We start from the raw sequence: 22,362 nt of genomic DNA on the forward strand, positions 1-22,362 counted from the left end.
AGCGTTATGAAGTTGCTGAAAACCTGGCCGGGGCGTTTTGCTCCGGCCTTTTTGCTGGCTGCCCTGGCTCTGTCCGGTGCTGCACACGCCCAGACCCAGGCTGCGCAACCGCCGATCTCGGCGGAGCCCGTGCCCAGCGAACTGGAGCTCGCCAAGCTGTTGTGGTCGACGATGACAGCGGTCCACCATGCCAATCTGTCGGGCAATTATTCGGTGCTGCGCGATATTTCCTCGCCCGGGTTTCAGGTGAACAACAACGCCGCGCGGCTGGGCGAAATCTTTGCCAGCATCCGCGAAAGCCGGGTCGATCTGTCGAGCGCGCTGCTGCTGGCGCCGACCTATACCGAGCCGCCATCGGTCGCCGAACCGGGCGTCATCCGGGTGCGCGGCTATTTCGGGCTGCGGCCCACCGCTTTGTTCTTCGACTTCTTCTTCCAATGGGTCGAAGGCCGGTGGCGATTGCACGGTGTGTCGATCAGCCCGCAGGCCATTGCCTCGGAGGAAGCGCCCGAGCGGGGGCGCAATTCGACGCGGTGACCGACGCTTTTTCGGCTTCCCCCTGACGCGTGGGCGGCGCATATAGCGCGCGTTTTTTCATTGCATCAGACAAGGCCAGACCATGAAGCGTAACGCCGGACAAGACCCCGCCATCACCAGCCGCTGGCGCCCCGCCACCCGCGCGATCCGGGGCGGTACCGCGCGCAGCGAGTTCGGCGAGACGTCCGAGGCCTTGTTCCTCACCTCGGGCTATGCCTATGACTGTGCCGAAGACGCCGCCGCGCGCTTCAACGGCGAGCAGGCGGGCATGACCTACAGCCGCCTGCAGAACCCGACCGTCGAGATGCTGGAAAAGCGCATCGCGTTGATGGAAGGCGCAGAGGCGACGCGCTGCATGGCCAGTGGCATGGCGGCGATGACCGCGTCGCTGCTGTCCCAGCTGCAGATGGGGGATCATGTCGTTGCCAGCCGCGCACTGTTTGGATCGTGCCGCTGGCTCACCGACACCTTGCTGCCCAAGTTCGGCATCGAAACCACGATCATCGACGGACGCGAGCTGGATCAGTGGGAAGCGGCGATCAGGCCCAACACCAAGGTGTTCTTCTTCGAAACGCCGGCCAACCCGACGATGGACGTCATCGACATTCAGGCGGTGTGCGATATTGCGCGCGCGCATGGCATTACCTCGGTGGTCGACAATGCGTTCGCCACCAACATCTTGCAGCGGCCGATGGAGTTCGGCGCGGATGTCGTCGCCTATAGCGCCACCAAGATGATGGACGGCCAGGGCCGCGTGCTTGCTGGTGCGGTCTGCGGCACCGAGGATTTCGTCACCAACACGCTGATGCCCTATCTACGCAACACCGGTCCGACGCTGAGTGCATTCAACGCCTGGGTGGTGCTCAAAGGCCTGGAAACGCTCGACCTGCGCATCCGCCGCCAGAGCGAAAACGCGCTCAAGGTCGCCACCTTCCTCGAAGGCCGCGTCGAGCGCGTCAACTATCCGGGCCTGGCCAGCCACCCGCAGCACAACCTTGCCATGGCGCAGATGGAAGCCGCCGGGCCGATCTTCTCGATCTATCTCGGCGGTGGCCGCGAGCGCGCGCACGGCCTGCTCAATGGGCTCGAGCTGGTCGATATCTCGAACAATATCGGCGATTCCCGCTCACTGATGACCCACCCCAGCTCGACCACGCACCACGGCCTGGGCGAAGAGGCGCGGCTGGCGGTCGGCATTACAGAAGACATGCTGCGCCTGAACGTGGGCCTCGAGGATGTCGACGATGTCATCGAGGATCTCGACCGGGCGCTGGGCAAGATCGGGCTGTAAGCTGACCCGGCGTTATCTCGCCTGACCCACCCCCAGCCCCTCCCTTCCAGGGAGGGGAGCAGGATGCGCAAACCGTGAATGGTGAGCGTTCCCCTCCCTAGAAGGGAGGGGTTAGGGGTGGGTAGGCGTCTGGATGCGAGCCAGAACATTCCCCGTTTACAACCGTAGTCGTTTCGATTACATCCGTAGTCGTACACCCTTTTTCAGGCAAGGCGACTCGATGGCTCCCGAACGTATCAGCGATGCAGAACATGCGGTGATGGAGGTGCTGTGGCAGCGCTCTCCGCTCACCGCTGCAGACGTGGCAGACGCACTGGCCGATGCGCGCGACTGGTCGTTGCAGACGGTCAAGACTTTGCTCTCGCGGCTGACCAACAAGGGCGCGGTGTCCTATGATCAGGATGGCCGCCGCTATCTCTACAGCCCCATATTGGCGCGCGAGGATTATGTCGGCGATGAATCACGGCGGTTGGTCGACCGGCTGTTCGGCGGTCGCGCCGCACCGCTGATCGCGCATCTGGCAGAACAGAAGACATTCACGGCGGAGGATCTCGCCGAAATCGAACGGCTGATCGGGGAGTTGAAGTCATGATCGGGCAATGGCTGAGCTTTGATACGATGGCGGACCTGGCGCATGGCAATGCCGGCGCGTGGCTGGTTGATACGCTGATCGTCACCGCCGCGCTGATGGCGCTGGTGCTGGTGCTGCGCCGCCCGGTGGCCCGCCATTTCGGCGCGCAGATGGCCTACGCGCTTTGGGCGATCCCGCTTGCACGGCTGTTCATGCCGCCGCTCACGCGCACCATCGAAATGCCGGTGAGCGCGCCTGCGGTACCGGAAAGTTTCGCGGCGGACGGCGCGTTGCTCCCGGTCGCAGAAGCGGCTGTTCCGGCAGATGCCATGCCCGATCCGGGGCTGGTGCAAGGCCTGCTGGCCGATGCCGACTGGTTTGCGATCGGCGTCACGGTCTGGCTGTGCGGCGCTGCGATCTTCCTGATTGCCCAGCTTTCCACCTATCTGCAGAACCGGCGTGAGCTGCTGGACGATGCGGTTGAAGTTTCGCGGATCGATGGCATCCGCGTGATCGAGATCGCCGGGATTGCCGGGCCGTTCGCCTTTGGCCTGTGGCGGCGGTATATCGCGCTGCCGATCGGCTTTACCCGCGCGTACAATCCGATGGAGCGCGAGCTGGCGCTGGCGCATGAGCGTTCGCACCACCGCGCGGGCGATCTCTGGGCAAATTTCGCTGCACTGGCGATGCTGTCGCTGCACTGGTTCAACCCCATCGCCTGGATGGCGTGGCGCGCCTTCCGCTTCGACCAGGAAGCCGCCTGCGATGCGCGGGTGCTGCACCAGCGCAGCGCGACTGAACGCGTCGCCTATGCCCGCGCCATCGCCAAGGCAGCAACGGGCCACACGCTCGCTTTTGCCAGTCCGCTCAATCCCAAGGACAAGATCGTCGAACGGCTGAAGATCATGAAGCAGAGCGAAACCTCGCGCGCGCGTAAATGGCTGGGTGGTACGCTGATCGGTACAAGCCTGGTCACCGCGATGGCGATGACCGCGACGGTCAGCTATGCGATCCAACCTGTCGGTGAGCCGTTGTCGCCGGCTAGTCCCCGGCCGCCTGCAGCGCCGCAGGTTCCTGCCGCAATGGCAGACCTTGCCGCCCCCGAAGCTCCGGAGGCTCTCGATGCGCCGCTCACCCCGGTGGTCAAGGATGGCGTGTATATCTACACCGTGCGGCGCGGCGACAACAACATCACGCTGCGTCTCGATGGCCCTGCTGGTCGGTCGGAGATCGAGCGCAGGGTCGCCGAGGCCGAAACGTCGCGTGCATTGGCCGAAAGTGATCTGGCGGTGGCTGAGGCCGATCGCGCGGTCGCTCAGGCCGATGCCGTGGCTGCGGCTACCGAGGCGCGGGCCCTGGCCATGGACCGGGCCGAACGTAACCGGGCCGATGCGATGGACCGTGCCCATCGGGTTATTGTCCGCACCGGGTCGGCCGACAATTACGTCATCGAAATGGGCAAGGGGCACAAGCTGCGCGTCCAGACCAGCGATTGCAACGGCAAGCCCAAGTCCGCCGCGTTCATGACGCACACCGAGACGAAGAACGGTAATGTCACGCGCACCAAGGTCGTCACCTGCGGTCAGGTGATGCCCGATGAGGCGGAAATTGCAGCGAACATCGAAAAGGGCATGGCCGAGGCGCGTCGCAGCATGGAAATCGCCCGCGCCGAGATCCGCAGCAACAAGTGGCTGAGCGATGCCGATCGCGCCGAGGCACTGCGCGGGCTCGATGAGGGCCTGCGCGAAATGCGCGCGGGCCTGGCCGAGGCGCGCCGGGATCTGCGCAAGGATATGGAAGACGCCCGCCGCGACATGCGCGAGGGGCTTGCCGAACAGAACTGATCGCTGCTGCAGCATAAGCAAGGGGTGGCGCAAAGTTTGCGCTGCCCCTTTCGCTTTGGTGTAATCGGTGCCACTTAGGCGCGATGGAACTGCCTGCTGATCTTCCGACCGGCCTTGCCGAAACCATCGAACCCCTGGTGCGCCGCGTGCTGGCTGGCAACCCGTCTGCCTTCACCTATACCGGCACCCAGACCTATGTGGTGGGCAATGGCGGTGATGTTGCGGTGATCGATCCCGGTCCGAACGAGCCTGCGCATATCGAGGCGATCCTGGCGACCGTCGGCGAGGCGCGCATCGCCGCGATCGTCTGCACGCATACCCACCGAGACCACAGCCCGGCTGCCGCACCATTGGCCGCGCGCACCGGCGCGCCGGTGATCGGCTGTGCGCCGCTGATGCTGTCAGACGATGGTCCACGCTCTGACGAGGCATTCGACACAACCTACGCGCCCGACCGGGTGCTGGCCGATGGCGAGCGGATTTCCGGCGATGGCTGGACGCTGGAGGCGGTTGCAACACCGGGGCACACCAGCAATCACCTTTGCCTGGCGCTGGTGGAAAGCGGAGCGATGTTCACCGGTGATCATGTGATGGGCTGGTCGACCAGCGTCATCTCGCCGCCCGATGGCGACATGGCCGCCTATATGGCGAGCCTCGCCAAGTTGCAGGAGCGTTCCGACCGCATCTATTACCCCGCGCACGGGCCAGCGGTGGAGAATCCCGCGCAGCTGGTGCGCGGCATGATGGGGCATCGCAAGCAGCGCGAGCGTCAGGTTCTGCGCCAGTTGGAAGGCGGGCCGCAGGCGATTCCCGACATGGTGCCGCAGATGTACAAGGGTATCGACACCCGCCTCTACGGCGCGGCCGGCCGATCAGTGCTGGCGCATCTGATCGATCTGGAAAACCGCGGCGCCGTGACGCGCGATGGCGATCTGTGGGTGCTCGCCGATGCCGCTTAAGGGATCCACCGTCGGGTTGATGGTGGCAGGTGCGCTGGCCCTCGGGGCGGGCGCCACCTGGCTGGCATCGGGGCTGATCGAGGACGACAGCGAGGTCTCGGCCGAGGCGATGCTTGCAGGGTTTGAGCGGCAGAACAGGCTGGTCGTGCTGGTGGCGCAGGTTGTGCCCGTCGTCACCAACAAGGACCCCGGCTTCATCGGCATGTTCGACAGCGAGCAGACCGCGATCATTCCAGCCACGGTCAGCTATTCGGTCAACATGGCGAGCCTGAGCGCTGATGCGATCGTCTGGAACGAGGCCGAGCGGCGGATGACGATCACCGCGCCGCCGGTGATGATCCAGCCGCCCAACCTGCAGGAACAGCAGGCGCGCTATTATCGCGACGGGCTGTGGGTGACCGGGGCCAGTGTCGAACGGCTGTTCAAGGCCAATTCGGCGAGCGCGCTCAGGCAGGCCAGGGCACTGGCGCGCAACGAATCCTTGGTCGCCATCGCCCGTGCCAGCGCGCGCGACGCGATCGCGCGCAATGCGCGTGCGTATTTGAGCGGCGCAGGAATGGAAGATGCTGTAGTGACCGTGCGAATTGCCAACCAGGGAGCGAATCTGCAATGACTGCCCAACCCCGTGAGAACCTGTCCGGCCTCGACCTGCGCGCCGAGATCGACCGGCTGCGCAAGGAACGGAACGCGGTGATCCTGGCGCATTATTACCAGAAGCCAGAGCTGCAGGACATTGCCGATTTCGTCGGCGATTCGCTCGAGCTGTCGCGGATCGCGGCCGAGACCGACGCGGACGTCATCGCGTTTTGCGGCGTCAAGTTCATGGCCGAAACTGCCAAGATCCTGAGCCCCGACAAGATCGTGGTGCTGCCGGACATGGACGCTGGATGCAGCCTGGAAGACAGCTGCCCGCCCGACCAGTTCGCCGCTTTCCGCGCGCAACACCCCGATCATATCGCGCTGACGTACATCAATTGCTCGACCGAGGTGAAGGCGCTGTCCGACATCATCGTGACCTCGTCTTCGGCAGAAAAGATCCTCAGCCAGATTCCGGCTGACCAGAGGATCATCTTCGGCCCCGACAAGCATCTGGGCGGCTATCTGGTGCGCAAGCTGGGCCGCGATATGCTGCTGTGGCCGGGCGTGTGCATCGTCCACGAGGCGTTCAGCGAGACCGAACTGCTCAAGCTCAAGGCGCAATACCCCGATGCGCCGGTGGCAGCGCATCCGGAGTGCCCGGCGCATATCCTGGACCACGCCGACATGGTCGGATCGACCAGCGCGATCCTGAAGTTCGCGAAGGAAACCACCAGCGAGGTGGTGATCGTCGCCACCGAGCCGCACATCATCCACCAGATGGAAAAGGCGGTGCCGGAAAAGACGTTCATCGGCGCGCCGGGAGCGGACGGCAACTGCAACTGCAACATCTGCCCGTACATGGCGCTCAACACGATGGAAAAGCTCTACGTGGCGCTGCGCGATCTGGAACCGCGGATCGAGATGGACGAGGAGCTGCGGCTCAACGCCAAGAAGTCACTCGACCGGATGCTCGAAATGGCGAGCAATACCGTGGGGCAGGGCGATCTGGGACGCCCCGATCTCGCGCACCAGGACTGAGCATCTGGCTCAGCCCTTTGGGGCGGAGTGCACCGCATTGCGCCCTGCCATCGCCGCGTAAAAGGCGAAGGCGGGGGCCATGTCGGCTTCATAGTCGCCGGTCGGGTGGATGACCGGGCCGAGCCCTGCGCGCCGGTTGCCATAGTCCATGAACCCGCAGACAATCGGCACCCCCGCGCCATGCGCGATGCGATAGAAGCCGGTGCGCCATGCGGTCACCGCCTTGCGCGTGCCTTCAGGCGCAATGGTGAGGATGAAATCTTCGCGCGCGCCGAACTCGGCGATCATCTGCTGCACCATGTCGCCCGCCGCGCTGCGATCGACCGGCACACCGCCCATCTGCCGCATGAAGGTGCCGAATGGCCAGCGGAACAGCGACGTCTTGGCCATGAAATGGGTCTGCAGCCCCAGTTCGCGGGTGACGCCCATATAGTTGGGGAAATCCCAGTTGCTGGTGTGGGGCACCGCGATGATGATGTAGCGGCGCTCTGGCGGCGGGGTGCCGACCGCCGTGAACCGGTGGCGGCGGTAGATGAACATCATCAGCGCATAGAGCGCCCGTGCGGCCCAGCCGAGATGCGCGGTTGATGGCTCGCGCGAACGCTTCGATGCCGGCTGGCCTGCACTCATCATCCGTCCCCCCACGCAGCGCCTGCCCCTGGGCCTGATAGCCGGGTTCCGCTGTCATCGCGAGCCTAGTGGCGTAAAGCGCACAGCAGATCAATTGCCGTTGCGGCAGGTCAGCGATTCTTTCGCCCGATCAGCGAGCGGCGCGGTTGCGCCTGAAAGGCCAGTCGGTCACGCCGCCCACCCACAGTGCCCACCAGATAATCACCGGCTGCAACAACAGCCGCGGGCCGTGATAGCTCCACGGCAGCCGCGTGCCGCCGACCGCGATGTCGTTGAGCGCATGGTTGATGTTGGCTGGCCACACGCACAGGGCGTAGAGCGCCAGGCCAATACCGGCAGCGTAGCGCAGGCGCGGTACCATCAGTCCGATCGCGCCAGCCATCTCGGCAACGCCGGTGAGGAAAACCACTGCCTCGGGATAGGGCACCCAACCGGGCGTGATCGCAAGAAACCCGCCGGGCGAGCGGATATGGATGACCCCGGCGGCGAAATAGATCAGCGCCAGCAGCCAGCGAAATCCGGTGCGGACGGGGCTCTGACGTGCCACCGGCTCAGCGCTTGCGGACAAACTCGGCACGCAGCACCAGGCCCTTGATTCCGTCGAAGCGGCAATCGATCTCCTGCGCGTCGCCGGTCAGCCGGATCGACTTGATCAGCGTGCCGCGCTTGAGCGTCTGGCCTGCACCCTTGACCTTGAGATCCTTGATCAGCGTCACCTGATCGCCATCGGCCAGCAGATTGCCCACTGAATCGCGGACCTCGACCGCATCGTCGGAAGACGCCGTGGTCACATCGCCGGGGGCAACCCATTCGCCGGTGGCCTCGTCATAGACGTACTCGTCGCTCTCGCCAGTCTGCATGGGCGTGATCTCAGCTCTTCAGCGTGACGATGGAAAGCCCGCCAGGCTTGGTCGTCGGGTTGGAGGCATTTTGCGGCTTGGGCTTTTCAGCCTTGGGCTTGCGGGTTTCGCGGTTCGATTTCTTCTGGCCTTTAGCCATGGTCTGTTCCTAGTCCAGGCGCAGTGCCCAGGCGGGGGGCATAGCCGTTATGGCTGTGAAAAGCGCCTGAAATCGGTGCGCGGTCACCAGCCCCAAGGCGCAGGCGGGGATGCCACGGGCTGGCCCAGGTCAAATTCGACGCGGAAATTGCGCGCATCCGGGCCATCGGGGCGGCGCAACATATAGGCATAGGTGCGATCGGTGATCTCCACCGCCCAACGGTTGGTCACCGACTTGCCCAGCCCCTGGCTGCGAAACATGGCGATGCTTTCGGCATCGACCGGAAACTCCTGCTGCGATGCGGTGCCCTTGGTGGCGGTGTCACCGCCATATTGGGTGACCGGATCGATGCTGCCATCGGCGTGGCGATGGTCGTGCTTGAGGCGCAGGCCGGTATCGGTGCGGGTGATGATCCAGGTGCGCGACCGGTCCCAGCCGCCGTCCGCGGTGCCCACATGAAAGGGAATTTCCATCCGCGCCGCGTTGCAGCTGCGGAAGTGCACGATCATCGGCTTGCCTGCCAGATCGGCGTCTGCTGCATCGTTGCTCACCAACCGCCCGGCATAGGCCTTGCCGCAGTGCTGCTGCAGGCTCGCCATGAACGCGGTCTGCGGATCGGCAGGCGCAGGCGCGGCGCAGGCTGCCAGGGTGAGCGCGAGCGTGAGGGGCAGCGCCATGGCCACGGTGGTTCGGGTCGAGCGTTTCATCGGGCCGAGGGTGAAGCAAAGCGCAAAGCGTGTCGAGCCTGAGGGCGGAAAAACACCCGGTGCGGTGAAAATAACCGTTGCGGGCCGATGATGGCGCGATATCACTGGTGCCGGGGTCGCAAACATCCCCGGCATCGGCGGCGCATGGCGCGCGTTTCCGGACAGTTCGAGAAGGAATCGCCTGATGATCCGCAGTCTTGCCCCGCGGCTTGCCGCCTGTCTGTTGCCTGTCACGCTCATGGTTACCCCGGTCCAGGCGCAGAGCGCCGGCGGCGATGACCAGATGAACGAGCAGGAAATCTACCAGATCATGATCGCCTGCACCGCCTATTCCACGCTGGCAGCGCAGATGGCAGGCGAGGAGGGCACCGGTCCCAATCGCGACCTGAGCGCGCGCTTTACCCAGGCAGCGGTGCTGATGGAACCGCAGCAGAATGCCGAGAACGTGGACTCGGCGGTTTCCGGCGCGGTCGGCGCGATGATCATCCGGCAGATGGATGCGAGCAAGAAGGCCGAAACCGAGGCCGATTTTGCAACGCTCGATGCCAGCTGCAAGCAGATCGACACCAACATCCTCACGCCCCTGATGGCTGAAATCGCCGCGAACAAGGGCAAATAGGTCTTATCGCGCCGGGCCCTTGCAAGGGTCCGTCATCACGCCGAAGGCGGGGTGGGCTTCGGGCTCACCCGCTTCTTGCGCGCAGGCGCAGGCTTGTTGGCGCGGTGCTTTTTCGCCGCCTTGGGGACCGGCGCATCGGGGCCGTCGGGCTTGGGCTTGAACCGGCACAGGTCGGCCACCGGGCAGCGCCAGCATTCGGGGCAGCGCGCCTTGCAGATATAGCGGCCGTGCAGAATCAGCCAGTGATGGCCGTGGACGCGAAATGGCCCCGGCGTTCCCTTGTCGAGCCCCTTCTCGACATCGATCACGGTGCGTCCCGGAGCCAGGCCGGTCCGGTTGCCGACGCGGAAGATGTGCGTATCGACCGCAAAAGTCTCCGCGCCGAACGCGGCGTTGAGCACCACGTTCGCGGTCTTGCGCCCGACGCCGGGCAGCGCGGTCAGCGCGTCGCGATCATTGGGGACTTCGCCATCGTGCCGCGCGATCAGCGCCTGCGACAGCGCAATGACGTTGGCCGCCTTGGCGTTGAACAGCCCGATCGTGCGGATATGCGCTTTGAGGCCATCCTCGCCCAGCTCGACCATCTGCGCCGGCGTCTTGACCAGCTCGAACAAGGCGCGCGTCGCCTTGTTGACGCCGACATCGGTCGCCTGCGCCGACAGCACCACAGCGACCAGCAGCTGGAAATGGTTGCCATATTCCAGCTCGGTCACCGGCGCAGGGTTGGTTTCCGCAAGGCGGCGGTAGAATTCGAAAGTGTCGGCCTTGTTCATGCCGCGCCTTCTGCCAGAGCAGCATCGACCGCGGCAAGGGCATGCAGCGTGGTGGTGTCGAACAATGGCACCGGGCTGTCCGCCTGATCGACCAGCAGCATGATTTCGGTACATCCCAGGATGATCGCCTGAGCGCCCTGATCTGCCAGCCGGTGCATGATGGCGCGATAGGTGGCGCGTGATGGCTCGGTTACGATGCCGCGCACCAGCTCGTCATAAATGATCCGGTGCACGTTACCGCGGTCTGCGGTGTCCGGCGTGATCACGTCGAGACCGAAACCGTGCTCGAGCCGCTCGCGCAGGAAGGGCTGCTCCATGGTGAAGGCGGTGCCCAGCAGTCCGACCCTTTTGAACCCCTGCTCGGTGATCGCATGACCGACGGGATCGGCAATATGCAGCAGTGGAATGGTGATGGCGGCCTGCACTGCATCGGCCATCAAATGCATGGTGTTGGTGCAGATCACCAGCAGCTGTGCCCCGCCATTTTCCGCCTGCCGCGCCGCTGCGATCATCCGCCCGGTCAGCGCGTCCCAGTCGCCCGCATGCTGCAACGCTTCGATCTCGGCAAAATCGACCGACACCATCACGCTTGGCGCGCTGTGCGTGCCGCCCAGCTGGCGACGCGCTTGCTCGTTGATCAGCCGGTAATAATGCGCTGAGCTTTCCCAGCTCATCCCGCCAAGCAGGCCGATGGTGCGCATCAGGGGGTGGTGTTGGTGGTGGGTGAGGTGGCAGGGTTCGTGGCCTTCCATTCCATCGCACGGCGCACGCGGCGCTCGACCGAAGGGTGCGTGTAGAACAGGGCCTCCTGCACCGGGTGCGGGCGCGGATAGCGATATTCGGCGGTCTTGACGAGCGCGCCTGCCAGCGCGTCGGGCAGGTTCACCATCTGCAACGAATAGGCATCGGCCTCGCTCTCGCCGACGCGGGTCAGCGTGTTGCTCACAGGGACCGCGAAAACCCCCAGGAATGACAGTACGAAAAGGAACACGGGCAGCCCGCGCGGATCGCCGATCTCGGTCGCCTGGCTGCCGAAGGCCCGTGCAAACCGGGCGAACAATCGGTCGGCGAGGAAGAAGAACAGCATCGCCAGCCCGCTCAGCACCAGCACCGAGCGCCAAACATGGCCGAGCACATAATGGCCGATCTCGTGGCCGGTCACCGCGCGCACCTCGTCGAGCGAGGCCTGTTTGAGCGCCACATCCGAAATCGCGATCCGTGCCGCGCTGCCTATCCCTGAGACATTGGCGGTGAAGTTGTTCGACTGGCGCGAGCCGTCATAGATGAAGATGCGGTCTGCGGGGATATCGACCTGTCTGGCCATCTCCAGCACCGCATCGCGAACGGGGCCTTCGGGGATCGGCTTGTAGTCGTTGAACAGCGGCTCGATCAGCGTTGGCGAGAGCAGCAGCAGCACCGACACGACCACCGCCGAGAACCCGCCCGACCACAGCCACCAGCGTTTGCCGGTTTTGCGGATCAGCGCATAGATGCCCATGAAGAACAGCCCGCCACCGACGATGCCGATGGTGGCACCGATGGCGTCCTGCATCAGGAAGTCGGCGAGCGGTTGCTGGGTCCGGCCATAAGCGCGTTCATGTCCCCATTCGGCCCAGACGCTCCAGGGCAGGGTGATGATCGCCGAGACGAGGAAGAACACGCTGCCCGTCAGGAATGTGCGCAGCGCCAGGCCGCGTTTGTCCATCGCAGCCCAGACACGATCGGTGATCTTGAGCCGCACGATGATGAATGTCGCCAGGGCCGAAACCAGCAGGCCCCACAGGATCATCCAGTGGCCATCCATGGTATAGGCCGCCGACTTGGCCAATGCGTCAGTCCCCAGCCCATCGATATAGGCCCTGGTTGCCGCCTCCGGATTGAATGCCATGCCGCGCCCCGCTGTATTGTGTTTATAACACAGGCTTAGGGCGGCATGCGGGGGCCGTCAAGTCAGCCCCAGCACCTGCGGCATGGTGTAGCGACCGGCGGGCTTGTCGTGCAGCCACAGGCACGCCTTGACCGCCCCGCGCGCAAACACCATCCGGCTCTCGGCGCGGTGCGTAAGCTCGATCCGCTCGTCATCACCGGCGAGATAGACGGTGTGGTCGCCCGCCACCGATCCGCCGCGCACGCTGGCAAAGCCGATCGCGCCGCGGGCCCGCGCGCCGGTGACGCCATCGCGCCCGCGCTCGCTGTCGCGCGCCAGGTCCAGCCCGCGTGCCTTGGCGGCCGCCTCGCCCAGCAGCAGCGCGGTGCCTGATGGGGCGTCGACCTTGTGGCGGTGATGCATCTCGGCGATCTCGATGTCCCAGTCCTCGCCCAGTCGCAATGCCGCCTCGTGGACCAGATGGGCGAGCAGGGTGACCCCGAGCGAGGTATTGCCGGTCTGCAGTACCGCGACATGGTCTGCTGCCGTGTCGATCAGCCAGTGATGGCGCTCTTCAAGGCCGGTGGTGCCGATGACGATTGGAATGTTCGCCGCGATGGCCGCATCGAGATTGGCTTCGAGCGCGTGCGGCGAGGAGAAGTCGACCAGAATGTCGCTCTCCTTCGCCAGCGACAGCGGATCGCCGCCCTTGTCGATTCCGCCCGAGACGCTGGCCCCCGATTCGGCGATCGCCGCTGCCAGCGCCTGGCCCATGCGGCCTGCGTTCCCGATAATCCCGATGCGCGTCATCGCTGTCCCCCTGCAACTGGCAGTGTCATAACCCTGGCTTGTAACCTGGCGGGCCAATGCCTTAATGCGGTGGCTATGGCAAAGATTCCCAGCATCGTCATCCTCACCGGCGCCGGCGTGAGCGCCGAAAGCGGTATCGATACCTTCCGCGCCGAAGGGGGGCTGTGGGAGCAGCACCGGGTGGAAGACGTCGCGACGCCCGAAGGCTTTGCGCGCGATCCCGATCTGGTGCTGCGCTTCTACGACATGCGGCGCGAAGCGATCCAGACCAAGCAGCCCAATCCCGCGCATGCGGCGCTGGCGCGGCTCGATGCCGCATGGCCGGGCGAATTGCTGATCGTGACGCAGAATGTCGACGACCTGCACGAGCGCGCCGGGGCGAGCCGGCTACTGCACATGCACGGCACGCATCTGACCGCCTGGTGCCTCGCGTGCGATGCGCGGCCGGAATGGCGCGAGCCGCTGATCCACCGGCCCGCTTGCCCGGAGTGCGGAACGCCGGGCCAGCTGCGCCCCGACATCGTGTGGTTCGGCGAGATGCCATACGAGATGGAGCGGATCTACGAGGCGGTGGGCCAGTGCGACCTGTTCGTCTCGATCGGCACCTCGGGCGCGGTGTATCCGGCGGCGGGATTGGTCCGCGAGGCGCGGGCGCGCGGAGCGCAGACGCTCGAACTCAATCTCGAGCCCAGCCAGGGCAGCCATTTCTTCCACGAATCGCGCCATGGCCCGGCCTCGGTGATCGTGCCGCAATGGGTGGACGAGGTTCTGGGCTAGGGTTTCGAGCCTTTATGGTCCCCTGCGCAGGCAGGGGCCCATCACCTGCTGGTGCGACAGGTGCACCAGCCGCACAGAGGCAGAATCGTTCGAAGATGGGCCCCTGCCTGCGCAGGGGACCGGAAAACAGTATGGATCAGTCGGCGAACCTAACCGTTCACCGTCACCACCAGGAACAGCGTCCAGCCGATCGCGATGGCATAGGCGATCCACGTGCCGATGACGCCCAGCGCGCGCAGCTTGGGCGGCTTGCCGGGGCCGTGTAGCTGATGCAGCCCGATGATATGCGCGGCGCGCGCCCCCAGGAACCCCACCGCGAGCGCGGTCAGCGGCCAGTGGCTGGCATTGGCCATCTCGAGCAACCCGATCAGGATCACGAACAGCGGCGCATGCTCGGCGAGATTGCCATGCGCGCGGCTCGAGCTGATGAGCCCCTCGTCGCCCGCATCGCCGAAAGAGGCCTGGGTGCGGAAGCGCGCGCGGACGGTAGCGATCGCGGTGGCGAGCAGCATGATCGCACAGATCGCGGCGGTCAGAGCGGTGATCGGCAGTGTCATGGATTGGCCCCCTGTTGGAAGCGCCGACTATGCCGCTGTGGCGGTATCCCCGCAAGCCTTGCAGCCGGGGTCCTTGGCGATCTTCAGCGTACGCCAGAGCGGCTTCAGGCCATCGAACAGGTGGAGCTTGCCGTTTGTGTCCTCGCCAAAGCCGGTGATCGCACGCACGACCTCCATCGCGGCAAAGCTGCCGATCAGCCCGACCATCGCGCCCAGCACGCCCTGTTCGGCGCAGGTGTCGCAGTCCTCTGCATCGAATGCATCGCCGACGAAGCAGCGATAGCAGGGTGCGTCAGGCAACCAGCCGCGAAACGTGCCGATCTGCCCCTGGAACCGCCCGATCGCCGCGCTGACCAGCGCGATGCGCAGGGCCGTCGCGGTGTCGGACACCAGCAGCCGGGTAGCGAAATTGTCGGTGCCGTCGAGGATGACATCGGCCCCGGCGAGCAGCTCTGCGGCGTTGGCCGTTGTGATGCGCTCGGCAACGGCAGTAACGGTCAGTTCCGGGTCGAACGTCCGCACCCATCGGGCCGCCACTTCGGCCTTGGGCTGGCCGACATCGACAGGCGTGAACAGCGTCTGCCGCTGGAGGTTGGAAAGGTCGATGCTGTCGTCATCGATCAGCGTCAGCCGCCCGATACCAGCGCCTGCCAGATACTGCAGCGCGGGGCAGCCGATGCCGCCCATGCCGACGAGCACGACATGCGCCGCCGACAGCTGCGCCACGCCGACGCCGCCGACCTCGGGCAGAACGATGTGACGCGCGTGGCGTTCAAGTTGGGTGGGGGAGAGGGGCATGATGCTGTCCTAAGCCAAGCTGCCGGGACTTGCCATAGCCGTTCACGACACGTGGCGGGCGAGCAAACGTCCCTCGATTTCCCGGCACCGCCGGGAAATCGAGGGACGTATGCGCTCAGCTTTCCAGCTGTTGCAGCAGTGCGCGGACGTCGCCGTCCATATCGGCATCGCGGGTGCGCAGGTCTTCGATCAGGCGCACCGCGTGGATCACCGTCGAATGATCGCGTCCGCCGAACTTGCGGCCGATTTCGGGGTACGAGCGCGGGGTCAGCACCTTGGCGAGGTACATTGCGACCTGACGCGGACGCACGACGGCGCGGGCGCGGCGCTTCGAGGACATTTCGGAGCGGTCGACCTTGTAGAACTGGCAGACGGCGCGCTGGATCTCGTCGATGGTGATGCGGCGGCGATTGGCGCTCAGCAGATCGGACAGCTGCTCTTCGGCGAGCGGCAGCGTGACCTTCTGGCCGGTGATCTGCGCATAGGCCATCAGCTTGTTGAGACCGCCGACCAGCTCGCGGACATTGCGGCTGATGGTGCGCGCCAGGAACTCGACGACCTCCTCGGGAACCTCGCCCATCCGCATTGTCTCGATCCGGGCGGTCAGGATGGCGCGACGCAGCTCGATATCGGCGGGCTGGATGTCGGCGACGAGGCCCATCGCGAGGCGCGAGAGCAGGCGCTGGTCCACGCCGTCGAGCGCTTGCGGCGCACGGTCGGAGGTGACAACCAGACGCTTGCCCGAACCCAGGATCGCATCGATCGTGTGGAGAAACTCTTCCTGCGTCGAATTCTTGCCGATGATGAACTGGATGTCATCGACCAGCAGCATGTCGAAACCGCGCAGCCGCGCCTTGAACGCCATCGAATCGCCGCGCTGGATGGCGCTGACGAAGTCGTTCATGAACTTTTCCGCCGGGCAGTAGCAGATGCGCGCGCCGGGATTGACCTCTGCAAAGGAATTGCCGATCGCGTGCAGCAGGTGCGTCTTGCCCTGGCCGGTGGCGGCCTTGAGGTAGAGCGGGCTGAACAGCGGCTTTTCCAGCGCGGCCATGCGCTGGGCGGCGTTGAACGCCAATCCATTCGACTGGCCGGTGATGAAGCCGGAAAACAGCTGCGAGGGGTCAAGCGAGATGCGATTGCCGCTATCGGCCAGCGCCGGGCGCGGGGCGGGGGCCATCTGGGCGGCGGGCGCGAGGGGGCGCGCACGCACGGCATCTGCGTCACGCGGAGCCGCGGCGATGGTCACGCTGCGCACTTCGGGGCGCACGATCTTCCAGGCCAGCGCCAGCCGGTCGGCAAAGCGCTCGCGCACCCAGTTTGCGGAAAACTCTGACGGCAGGTGCAGGTTGAGCGCGCCCGATGCGGGCTCGAAGCTGCCGGGGCGGATGGGGCGGATCCACTGGGTGTGGATCTGTGCCCCCAGATCCTTGCGCAGACCTTCGCTGATCTCGTTCCAGTCGGCTGCCCAATCTGCTGCGCCGCTCGAATCATTGAGTTCGATCATGCCTGTTACTGCCATTTCTTGTATCTTGGTCATCGCTGACAAAGGGTGCGGCGGGGCGGAATACGACCTGCCGGGATGGGACGGACATGCGGCGGGCAACCCTTTACTTCGGTTGCACTCCAGCCGCGCGCTTAGTGCTGGAAGAGGCTCTCTCGGCCCGGATCAGGCCATCGGCTGCATGACCCTGCGCGCAACAGCAGAGCAGAGCTCTGCAGGCAGGCGTTTGCGCTGCCGGGGGCAACCCGGCCTGTCAGTTGATGTGGCAATCCGACCCAGTTACGCAAAACTCGCTACCTCCCCCATGCTCGCACCGCAAAAAGGCCAATCCCTTTCGCGGCATTCGTTCCCGATTACGCTGCCCAACCCCTTGGCCAGCGTGGAAACCCGTCCGAAAGACGGAACACAAGCTGCTTTCGCGGAAAAACACATGTCTTTCCGGACAGTCTGTCTTGCAGTTTGTGCAGTGGAGAGCGAGGCATGAAAGCCCCCTCTCGGCTCATGATGTAGCGGCCACTCAACGAGTCGAGCAAGAGCCGCCGGGTAAAAAAAATGAAATAATGGCGCTTGACTCGGATAAGGCTAGGATATTGCTCAATTTACCATAATTTCCGCTTTTATTCAGCGTGTTAACTGATCTGCTGTAACGGTCGTCAGTGCGAATCGCAGGAAATGCGAGGCTTTGCCTCAGCAGCGCGTGACGGTTTTATTACGGTAATGTCACAGGCTTCGCGCGGGGAGGCGAAGTCGCTCATGCAACGGCCCAAACGGGACGCATGTCGCGCGCGCACGAAAAATCCGCCGTCCCGAACACGGGCGGCGGATCATCGTTTCACGGTGATGTGAACGGGCGGGGCAGGCAGCCCGCAGCCCTGTCCAGTGTCAGCCCAGCGCGGCGAGGCGCTTGGTCAGGCGCGAGAACTTGCGCGAAGCCGTGTTCTTGTGCAGCACGCCCTTGGCGACGCCACGAGCCATTTCGGGCTGAGCGCTGGCGAGGGCTGCGGTTGCCGCTTCCTTGTCGCCGGCATCCAGAGCCGATTCGACCTTCTTGACGAAGGTGCGGATGCGCCCGATGCGGTTTCCGTTGACGACGGCACGGCGTTCGTTCCGGCGGATGCGCTTCTTGGCTTGCGGCGTATTGGCCATAGTGTCTCACACGTCTTTCATACAGGCGATCAAGGCATGATCGGTGGATTTCGGGTAAAAGCGTTGGGCTGCGATAAGGCTCTGCCCGCGCTTTGAAGCCGCTGCCGTTAGCGATTATCGGTTGCGGCGTCAACGCCAGATTGGCGGAGCGGTCTGCAAGGGCGCGCTATTTCTGGCAGGTCGGGCACCAGAAGCTGGAGCGGCCAGACTGAACGGTGCGCTCGACCGTGCCGCCGCATGGGCAGGCCTCGCTCTCGCGCCCGTAAACCCGCCATTGCTTGGCGAAATAGCCCAATTGGCCATCGGGCCGGGCATAGTCGCGCAAGGTCGATCCGCCCGCTGCAATGGCATCGATCAGCACCGCCTTGATCGCCGCGACCAGTGGTTTGAGCCTGGCCGGACCAATCTGTCCGGCAGAGCGCAACGGAGAGATTCGCGCCATGTTGAGCGCCTCGCAGACATAGATGTTGCCAAGGCCTGCGACGATTCGCTGGTCGAGCAGCATGGCCTTTATGGGAGAGGCGCGGCCCGCCAGCCGCTCGCGCAGATAGGCGGGGGTGAAATCCTCGCCCAGCGGTTCGGGGCCCATCGTGGCAAAGCTGGGGAAGCCTGCGATCTGCGCAGTCTCGACCAGATCGACCGAACCGAAGCGGCGCGGATCGAACAGCGAGAGCCGGTGGCCCGATTCGGTTTCCATCACGAGGTGATCATGCGTGCCGATATCCTCGGGATCGATTCGCCAGCGGCCCGACATGCCGAGATGAAACACCATCGAATCGCCCCGGTCGGTGCCCAGCAGGCCATATTTGGCGCGGCGGGTGAGCGAGATGATTCGGGCACCGGTCATCCTTTGGCCCAGATCGGCCGGGAAGGCACGGCGCAGGTCCGCGCGGCGCGCGATGACGCTGGTCAGGCGCACGTCCTGCAGCACGGCGGCAAGCCCACGCACGGTGGTTTCGACTTCGGGAAGCTCTGGCATGAAATTCAGCCGTTATCAGTCTTTGCGCTTGGCACAAAGATGCTTACATGCGCACCCATGAGCGAGACAGTGCCCTTTGGCTATCAGGATATCGACCCCGCAGAAAAGCAGGGCCGGGTTGGCGGCATCTTTTCGAGTGTGGCCACCAAGTACGACATCATGAACGATGCGATGTCGGGTGGCATGCATCGCCTCTGGAAGGACCGCTTCGTGCGCCGGGTCAAGCCGCGCGCCGGCGAGGACATTCTCGACATGGCCGGCGGCACTGGCGACATTGCCTTCCGCATGGTCAAGTCGGGCGCGAATGTTACCGTGGCCGATATCAACCAGGACATGCTCGATGTCGGCATCGACCGCGCGGTCGAACGCGGCGAGGACCGGCTGGTCTGGTCGTGCCAGGATGCGGAAAGCCTCAAGTTCCCCGACCGCTGCTTCAACGCCTATACGATCGCCTTCGGCATCCGCAACGTCACGCACATCGACAAGGCGCTGGCCGAGGCGCGCCGCGTGCTGCGCTATGGCGGGCGCTTCTTTTGCCTCGAATTCTCCACGACCGAATGGTCGGTGTTCGGCGAGGTCTATGACGCCTATTCGCACCATCTGATGCCACGGCTGGGCCAGATGATCGCGGGCGATGCCGACAGCTATCGCTATCTGGCCGAATCGATCCGCCGTTTCCCCAAACCGCCGGTGTTCCAGCAGATGATCAAGGACGCCGGGTTCGTATCGACCAAAGTCGAACCGATCCTGGGCGGTGCGGTCGCGATCCACAGCGGGTGGAAGGCGTGATGCGCCAGGTCCGGGGGTTCGGCATCGGCGCATGACTGCCCCGCGTACGCATATCCTGCGGCTCCTCAAATGGGGCCGCATCCTCGCGCGGCATGGGGCGCTCAAGGGCCTCGAGGCCGCGCCGCAGACCCCGCCCGAAGTCCGCCGCCTGTTCCGCATCGCGCGGCTGGGGGCCAGCGTGCCCAGGACCCCCGATTATGCCGGTGCCTTCCGCGCCATCGGCCCGGCGGCGATCAAGCTCGGCCAGACGCTCGCCACCCGGCCCGATCTGGTGGGCGAAGAGGCCGCAAACAATCTGCTGGAATTGCAGGACAGCCTGCCGCCGGTGCCGTTCGATCTCATCCGCGCCGAGATCGAGAACGGGCTGGGCGGCCCGCTCGAGAAGTTCTTCGCGCATGTCGACCCCGTGCCGGTGGGCGCGGCCTCGGTGGCGCAGGTGCATCGCGGGCGCACGATCGAGGGCCGCGATGTCGCGATCAAGGTGCTGCGTCCCGGCGTGCGCAAGAATTTCGCCCGCGATATCGACACCTATGAATGGGCCGCCGCGCATCTGGAATCCCTGGGCGGCGAGGCGACGCGGCTGCGGCCGCAGCTGACCATCGCCAATTTCAAGCGCTGGACCTTGCGCGAGCTCGATCTGCGCCGTGAGGCAGCGAGCGCGTCCGAACTTGCAAGCGCGATGGACGGCCATCCGGGCTACCGCGTCCCCGAGATCGACTGGGATCGCACCTGCGGCACCGTGATGACGCTCGAATGGATCGACGGCATCAAGATCTCGAACCGCGAGGCGCTGATCGCGGCAGGCCATGACCTGCCCGATCTGGCGCGGCGGCTGGTACTGGCGTTCCTGCGCCAGGCGATTGCGGGCGGCTTCTTCCATGCCGACATGCACCAGGGCAATCTGTTCGTGGCGGCCGACGGAACGATCGTCGCGATCGATTTCGGCATCATGGGGCGGATCGACCGTCAGGCGCGGTTCTGGCTGGCGGAAATCCTCTACGGCCTGACCACGGGCAACTATCGCCGCGTCGCCGAGATCCATTTCGAGGCGCAGTATGTGCCGAGCTATCACAATGTCGACGAGTTCGCGACCGCGCTGCGCGCGGTGGGCGAGCCGATGCGCGGCAAGCCGGTCAGCGAATTGTCAGTCGGGCAGATGCTCGACGGGCTGTTTGCGATCACCCGCGATTTCGACATGAAGACCCAGCCGCACCTGCTGCTGCTGCAAAAGACGATGGTGATGGTCGAGGGCGTCGCGACCCAGCTCGACCCCAATATCAACATGTGGGATGTCGCCGCTCCTTACGTTCGCGACTGGATCCGCGGCGAACTGGGCCCTGAGACATTGCTCGCCGACCGGATCAACACCGATGTCGCGACGCTGCTGCGCCTGCCCGATCTGGTGCGGCGTCTCGAAGAACAGGTCCCCAAAAAGGGCGGCGCCCCCGAACCGCCGCCGATCCCGCACATCCCGCTGATCTGGGACAGGAAGGTGCGCGTCGCCGGGACTGGTGGCGGCGGCTTCTGGAGCCATCTGGCGGCGTTGGTGATCGGTGCGGGGGCAGGCGCTGCGGCGCTGTTCGCCTGGGTGCATTGAGGGATTGACCTCACAGGGCAGCGGCTGATGCGCTGAAGCTGCGGTTTGCACCCATTGCTCCCCTCGCTGCAAGGGAGGGGCTGGGGGTGGGTCAGCCACCGCAGAGTTTCAATGCAACACCGGCTCGCTATCGCTCGCACCCACCCCTAACCCCTCCCTTGCAGGGAGGGGAACGCGGACTGATTGGCCATTGCGCTCCACTTTCCCGTCACCGGCCCAACGCCACCGCATCCGGTCCCCTGCGAAGGCAGGGGCCCATCTCCCCACCGCTGCGCCAGGTGCGAGAGCAGGAGATGGATGCCTGCCTGCGCAGGCAAGCGGGGAGGGGGCGAACGGGTGGCGGCTAGATGCCGCGCTAGCCTGACCTCACTGTCCGCCTAACCACCCCCGCCCATCCTGAGCCGCGGGCGCAGCCCGCGAAGTCGAAGGACCCGCGCCCACGCCGGCCGTAGTGCGGGGCCTTCGACAAGCTCAGGCTGAGCGGAGGGGTGGCGGTTTTTTAGGGGGGCGCTGAAAAAACCGGCCGTTCTGCAAGCGCCCCCTTTTCGGACACCGCAGTCTCTGCATAAACTGCCCCTATGGTGATTGAAAAAGCGAAGCTGTTTGAGAACACCCGGGAGCGTTGGCCTGCTACCGTGTATGTGCGGCCGAGCAAGGGAGTCCTCTGTTTTGTAGCGGAGCCCAGTTTAGTAGATGTCTATGAGGCCGTCGAAGGCTCATGTGCCCCCTCAGGAGAATGGACCGCTGAAGATGAGTGGACCCATCTTGCGAACTGGTCATTTCATCAAGCACTCTGGGCTCTTGCGGAGCGTTCCGCAGAGAGGCAACTTCATCGCAACGACGTGACATTTCACATGTTCGATGAGCGTATGCGCTTCAATCTGTCGGACGAATGTTGGAATGCAGAGCGCATAGAATATGAAGAAAGCCCTTCACGCTTCGACTGACCCATGTTTGTTTTCAACCCAATTTCCACCGTTTGCACGTTCTG

The 22,362-nt window shown here is 64.8% G+C and carries 26 protein-coding genes; 12 read left to right on the forward strand and 14 right to left on the reverse strand.

What is annotated here, in order from left to right:
• The first annotated feature begins 6 nt into the window (after window positions 1-6).
• From D618_RS18560 to nadA, 7 genes are all read left to right on the forward strand, one after another.
• A complete protein-coding gene (locus D618_RS18560) occupies window positions 7-537 on the forward strand; it encodes a hypothetical protein (protein WP_017672211.1) in 531 nt (176 codons plus the stop codon).
• An 82-nt stretch (window positions 538-619) separates the two neighbouring features.
• Window positions 620-1,828: an O-succinylhomoserine sulfhydrylase gene (metZ, locus tag D618_RS0114280; protein WP_017672212.1), complete on the forward strand. Its 1,209-nt coding sequence runs from the start codon at window positions 620-622 to the stop codon at window positions 1,826-1,828.
• A 220-nt stretch (window positions 1,829-2,048) separates the two neighbouring features.
• On the forward strand, window positions 2,049-2,420 hold the full coding sequence (locus tag D618_RS0114285; RefSeq protein ID WP_017672213.1) for a BlaI/MecI/CopY family transcriptional regulator: 372 nt from the start codon (window positions 2,049-2,051) through the stop codon (window positions 2,418-2,420).
• Complete coding sequence (locus D618_RS18565) at window positions 2,417-4,243, forward strand: M56 family metallopeptidase (protein ID WP_017672214.1); 1,827 nt, start codon at window positions 2,417-2,419, stop codon at window positions 4,241-4,243. Before D618_RS0114285 ends, D618_RS18565 begins: the two co-directional genes overlap by 4 nt.
• An 83-nt stretch (window positions 4,244-4,326) precedes the next feature.
• Window positions 4,327-5,202 carry an MBL fold metallo-hydrolase gene (locus tag D618_RS0114295; protein WP_017672215.1) on the forward strand — a complete coding sequence of 292 codons (876 nt, stop codon included), beginning with the start codon at window positions 4,327-4,329 and terminating at the stop codon, window positions 5,200-5,202.
• On the forward strand, window positions 5,192-5,815 hold the full coding sequence (locus D618_RS0114300; protein WP_017672216.1) for a DUF4230 domain-containing protein: 624 nt from the start codon (window positions 5,192-5,194) through the stop codon (window positions 5,813-5,815). Before D618_RS0114295 ends, D618_RS0114300 begins: the two co-directional genes overlap by 11 nt.
• A complete protein-coding gene (nadA, locus tag D618_RS0114305; RefSeq protein ID WP_017672217.1) occupies window positions 5,812-6,819 on the forward strand; it encodes a quinolinate synthase NadA in 1,008 nt (335 codons plus the stop codon). The genes D618_RS0114300 and nadA overlap by 4 nt, the downstream gene beginning before the upstream one ends.
• A gap of 9 nt (window positions 6,820-6,828) precedes the next feature.
• Here nadA and D618_RS18570 read toward each other — a convergent pair whose 3' ends face one another.
• The 5 genes from D618_RS18570 to D618_RS0114330 all read right to left on the reverse strand — a co-directional run bounded on the left by D618_RS18570 (window position 6,829) and on the right by D618_RS0114330 (window position 9,155).
• Window positions 6,829-7,449 carry a lysophospholipid acyltransferase family protein gene (locus D618_RS18570; protein WP_238550688.1) on the reverse strand — a complete coding sequence of 207 codons (621 nt, stop codon included), beginning with the start codon at window positions 7,447-7,449 and terminating at the stop codon, window positions 6,829-6,831.
• 130 nt (window positions 7,450-7,579) lie between these two features.
• Window positions 7,580-8,017: a DoxX family protein gene (locus D618_RS0114315; protein ID WP_238550695.1), complete on the reverse strand. Its 438-nt coding sequence runs from the start codon at window positions 8,015-8,017 to the stop codon at window positions 7,580-7,582.
• Window positions 8,001-8,309, reverse strand: a complete 309-nt coding sequence (locus D618_RS0114320) for an alkylphosphonate utilization protein (protein WP_017672220.1) — start codon at window positions 8,307-8,309, stop codon at window positions 8,001-8,003. The genes D618_RS0114315 and D618_RS0114320 overlap by 17 nt, the downstream gene beginning before the upstream one ends.
• Before the next feature lie 10 nt (window positions 8,310-8,319).
• Window positions 8,320-8,448, reverse strand: a complete 129-nt coding sequence (locus D618_RS20130) for a hypothetical protein (protein ID WP_017672221.1) — start codon at window positions 8,446-8,448, stop codon at window positions 8,320-8,322.
• A gap of 83 nt (window positions 8,449-8,531) precedes the next feature.
• Entirely contained in the window at window positions 8,532-9,155 is a 624-nt protein-coding gene (locus D618_RS0114330) for a hypothetical protein (protein WP_017672222.1), read from the reverse strand.
• 184 nt (window positions 9,156-9,339) lie between these two features.
• On the opposite strand from D618_RS0114330, the gene D618_RS0114335 reads away from it, so the two are divergent.
• Window positions 9,340-9,774 (forward strand): hypothetical protein, encoded by a 435-nt coding sequence (locus D618_RS0114335; RefSeq protein WP_017672223.1) that lies wholly within the window; start codon window positions 9,340-9,342, stop codon window positions 9,772-9,774.
• A gap of 35 nt (window positions 9,775-9,809) precedes the next feature.
• On the opposite strand, the gene nth is transcribed toward D618_RS0114335, so the two are convergent.
• The 4 genes from nth to dapB are packed head-to-tail and all read right to left on the reverse strand — an operon-like array spanning window position 9,810 to window position 13,224.
• Entirely contained in the window at window positions 9,810-10,547 is a 738-nt protein-coding gene (gene nth / locus D618_RS0114340; RefSeq protein WP_017672224.1) for an endonuclease III, read from the reverse strand.
• Complete coding sequence (locus tag D618_RS0114345; protein ID WP_017672225.1) at window positions 10,544-11,248, reverse strand: aspartate/glutamate racemase family protein; 705 nt, start codon at window positions 11,246-11,248, stop codon at window positions 10,544-10,546. The genes nth and D618_RS0114345 overlap by 4 nt, the downstream gene beginning before the upstream one ends.
• Window positions 11,248-12,435: a M48 family metallopeptidase gene (locus tag D618_RS0114350; protein ID WP_017672226.1), complete on the reverse strand. Its 1,188-nt coding sequence runs from the start codon at window positions 12,433-12,435 to the stop codon at window positions 11,248-11,250. The genes D618_RS0114345 and D618_RS0114350 overlap by 1 nt, the downstream gene beginning before the upstream one ends.
• Before the next feature lie 57 nt (window positions 12,436-12,492).
• Complete coding sequence (gene dapB / locus D618_RS0114355) at window positions 12,493-13,224, reverse strand: 4-hydroxy-tetrahydrodipicolinate reductase (protein ID WP_017672227.1); 732 nt, start codon at window positions 13,222-13,224, stop codon at window positions 12,493-12,495.
• A 75-nt stretch (window positions 13,225-13,299) separates the two neighbouring features.
• Here dapB and D618_RS0114360 point away from each other — a divergent pair, with 75 nt between their 5' ends.
• Window positions 13,300-14,001 (forward strand): NAD-dependent deacylase, encoded by a 702-nt coding sequence (locus D618_RS0114360; protein ID WP_017672228.1) that lies wholly within the window; start codon window positions 13,300-13,302, stop codon window positions 13,999-14,001.
• Between the two features lie 149 nt (window positions 14,002-14,150).
• Here D618_RS0114360 and D618_RS19135 read toward each other — a convergent pair whose 3' ends face one another.
• The 5 genes from D618_RS19135 to mutM form a co-directional block, all read right to left on the reverse strand.
• A complete protein-coding gene (locus tag D618_RS19135) occupies window positions 14,151-14,558 on the reverse strand; it encodes an MAPEG family protein (protein WP_017672229.1) in 408 nt (135 codons plus the stop codon).
• A 27-nt stretch (window positions 14,559-14,585) separates the two neighbouring features.
• Window positions 14,586-15,356, reverse strand: a complete 771-nt coding sequence (locus tag D618_RS0114370; RefSeq protein WP_017672230.1) for a HesA/MoeB/ThiF family protein — start codon at window positions 15,354-15,356, stop codon at window positions 14,586-14,588.
• Window positions 15,357-15,471: 115 nt separating this feature from the next.
• Window positions 15,472-16,863, reverse strand: coding sequence for a chromosomal replication initiator protein DnaA (gene dnaA, locus D618_RS0114375; RefSeq protein WP_017672231.1), 1,392 nt, complete (start codon window positions 16,861-16,863; stop codon window positions 15,472-15,474).
• An 879-nt stretch (window positions 16,864-17,742) separates the two neighbouring features.
• Window positions 17,743-18,006, reverse strand: coding sequence for a 30S ribosomal protein S20 (gene rpsT / locus D618_RS0114380; protein ID WP_017672232.1), 264 nt, complete (start codon window positions 18,004-18,006; stop codon window positions 17,743-17,745).
• A 166-nt stretch (window positions 18,007-18,172) separates the two neighbouring features.
• Window positions 18,173-18,985 (reverse strand): bifunctional DNA-formamidopyrimidine glycosylase/DNA-(apurinic or apyrimidinic site) lyase, encoded by an 813-nt coding sequence (mutM, locus tag D618_RS0114385; RefSeq protein WP_017672233.1) that lies wholly within the window; start codon window positions 18,983-18,985, stop codon window positions 18,173-18,175.
• 57 nt (window positions 18,986-19,042) lie between these two features.
• On the opposite strand from mutM, the gene D618_RS0114390 reads away from it, so the two are divergent.
• The 3 genes from D618_RS0114390 to D618_RS19755 all read left to right on the forward strand — a co-directional run bounded on the left by D618_RS0114390 (window position 19,043) and on the right by D618_RS19755 (window position 22,318).
• Window positions 19,043-19,774, forward strand: coding sequence for a class I SAM-dependent methyltransferase (locus D618_RS0114390; RefSeq protein ID WP_017672234.1), 732 nt, complete (start codon window positions 19,043-19,045; stop codon window positions 19,772-19,774).
• A gap of 31 nt (window positions 19,775-19,805) precedes the next feature.
• Window positions 19,806-21,371, forward strand: a complete 1,566-nt coding sequence (ubiB, locus tag D618_RS0114395) for a 2-polyprenylphenol 6-hydroxylase (protein WP_017672235.1) — start codon at window positions 19,806-19,808, stop codon at window positions 21,369-21,371.
• A gap of 578 nt (window positions 21,372-21,949) precedes the next feature.
• A complete protein-coding gene (locus D618_RS19755; protein ID WP_152414756.1) occupies window positions 21,950-22,318 on the forward strand; it encodes a hypothetical protein in 369 nt (122 codons plus the stop codon).
• Window positions 22,319-22,362: the final 44 nt, after the last annotated feature.

Source organism: Blastomonas sp. AAP53 (genome assembly GCF_000331245.1).
In the GTDB taxonomy this organism is placed as follows: domain Bacteria; phylum Pseudomonadota; class Alphaproteobacteria; order Sphingomonadales; family Sphingomonadaceae; genus Blastomonas.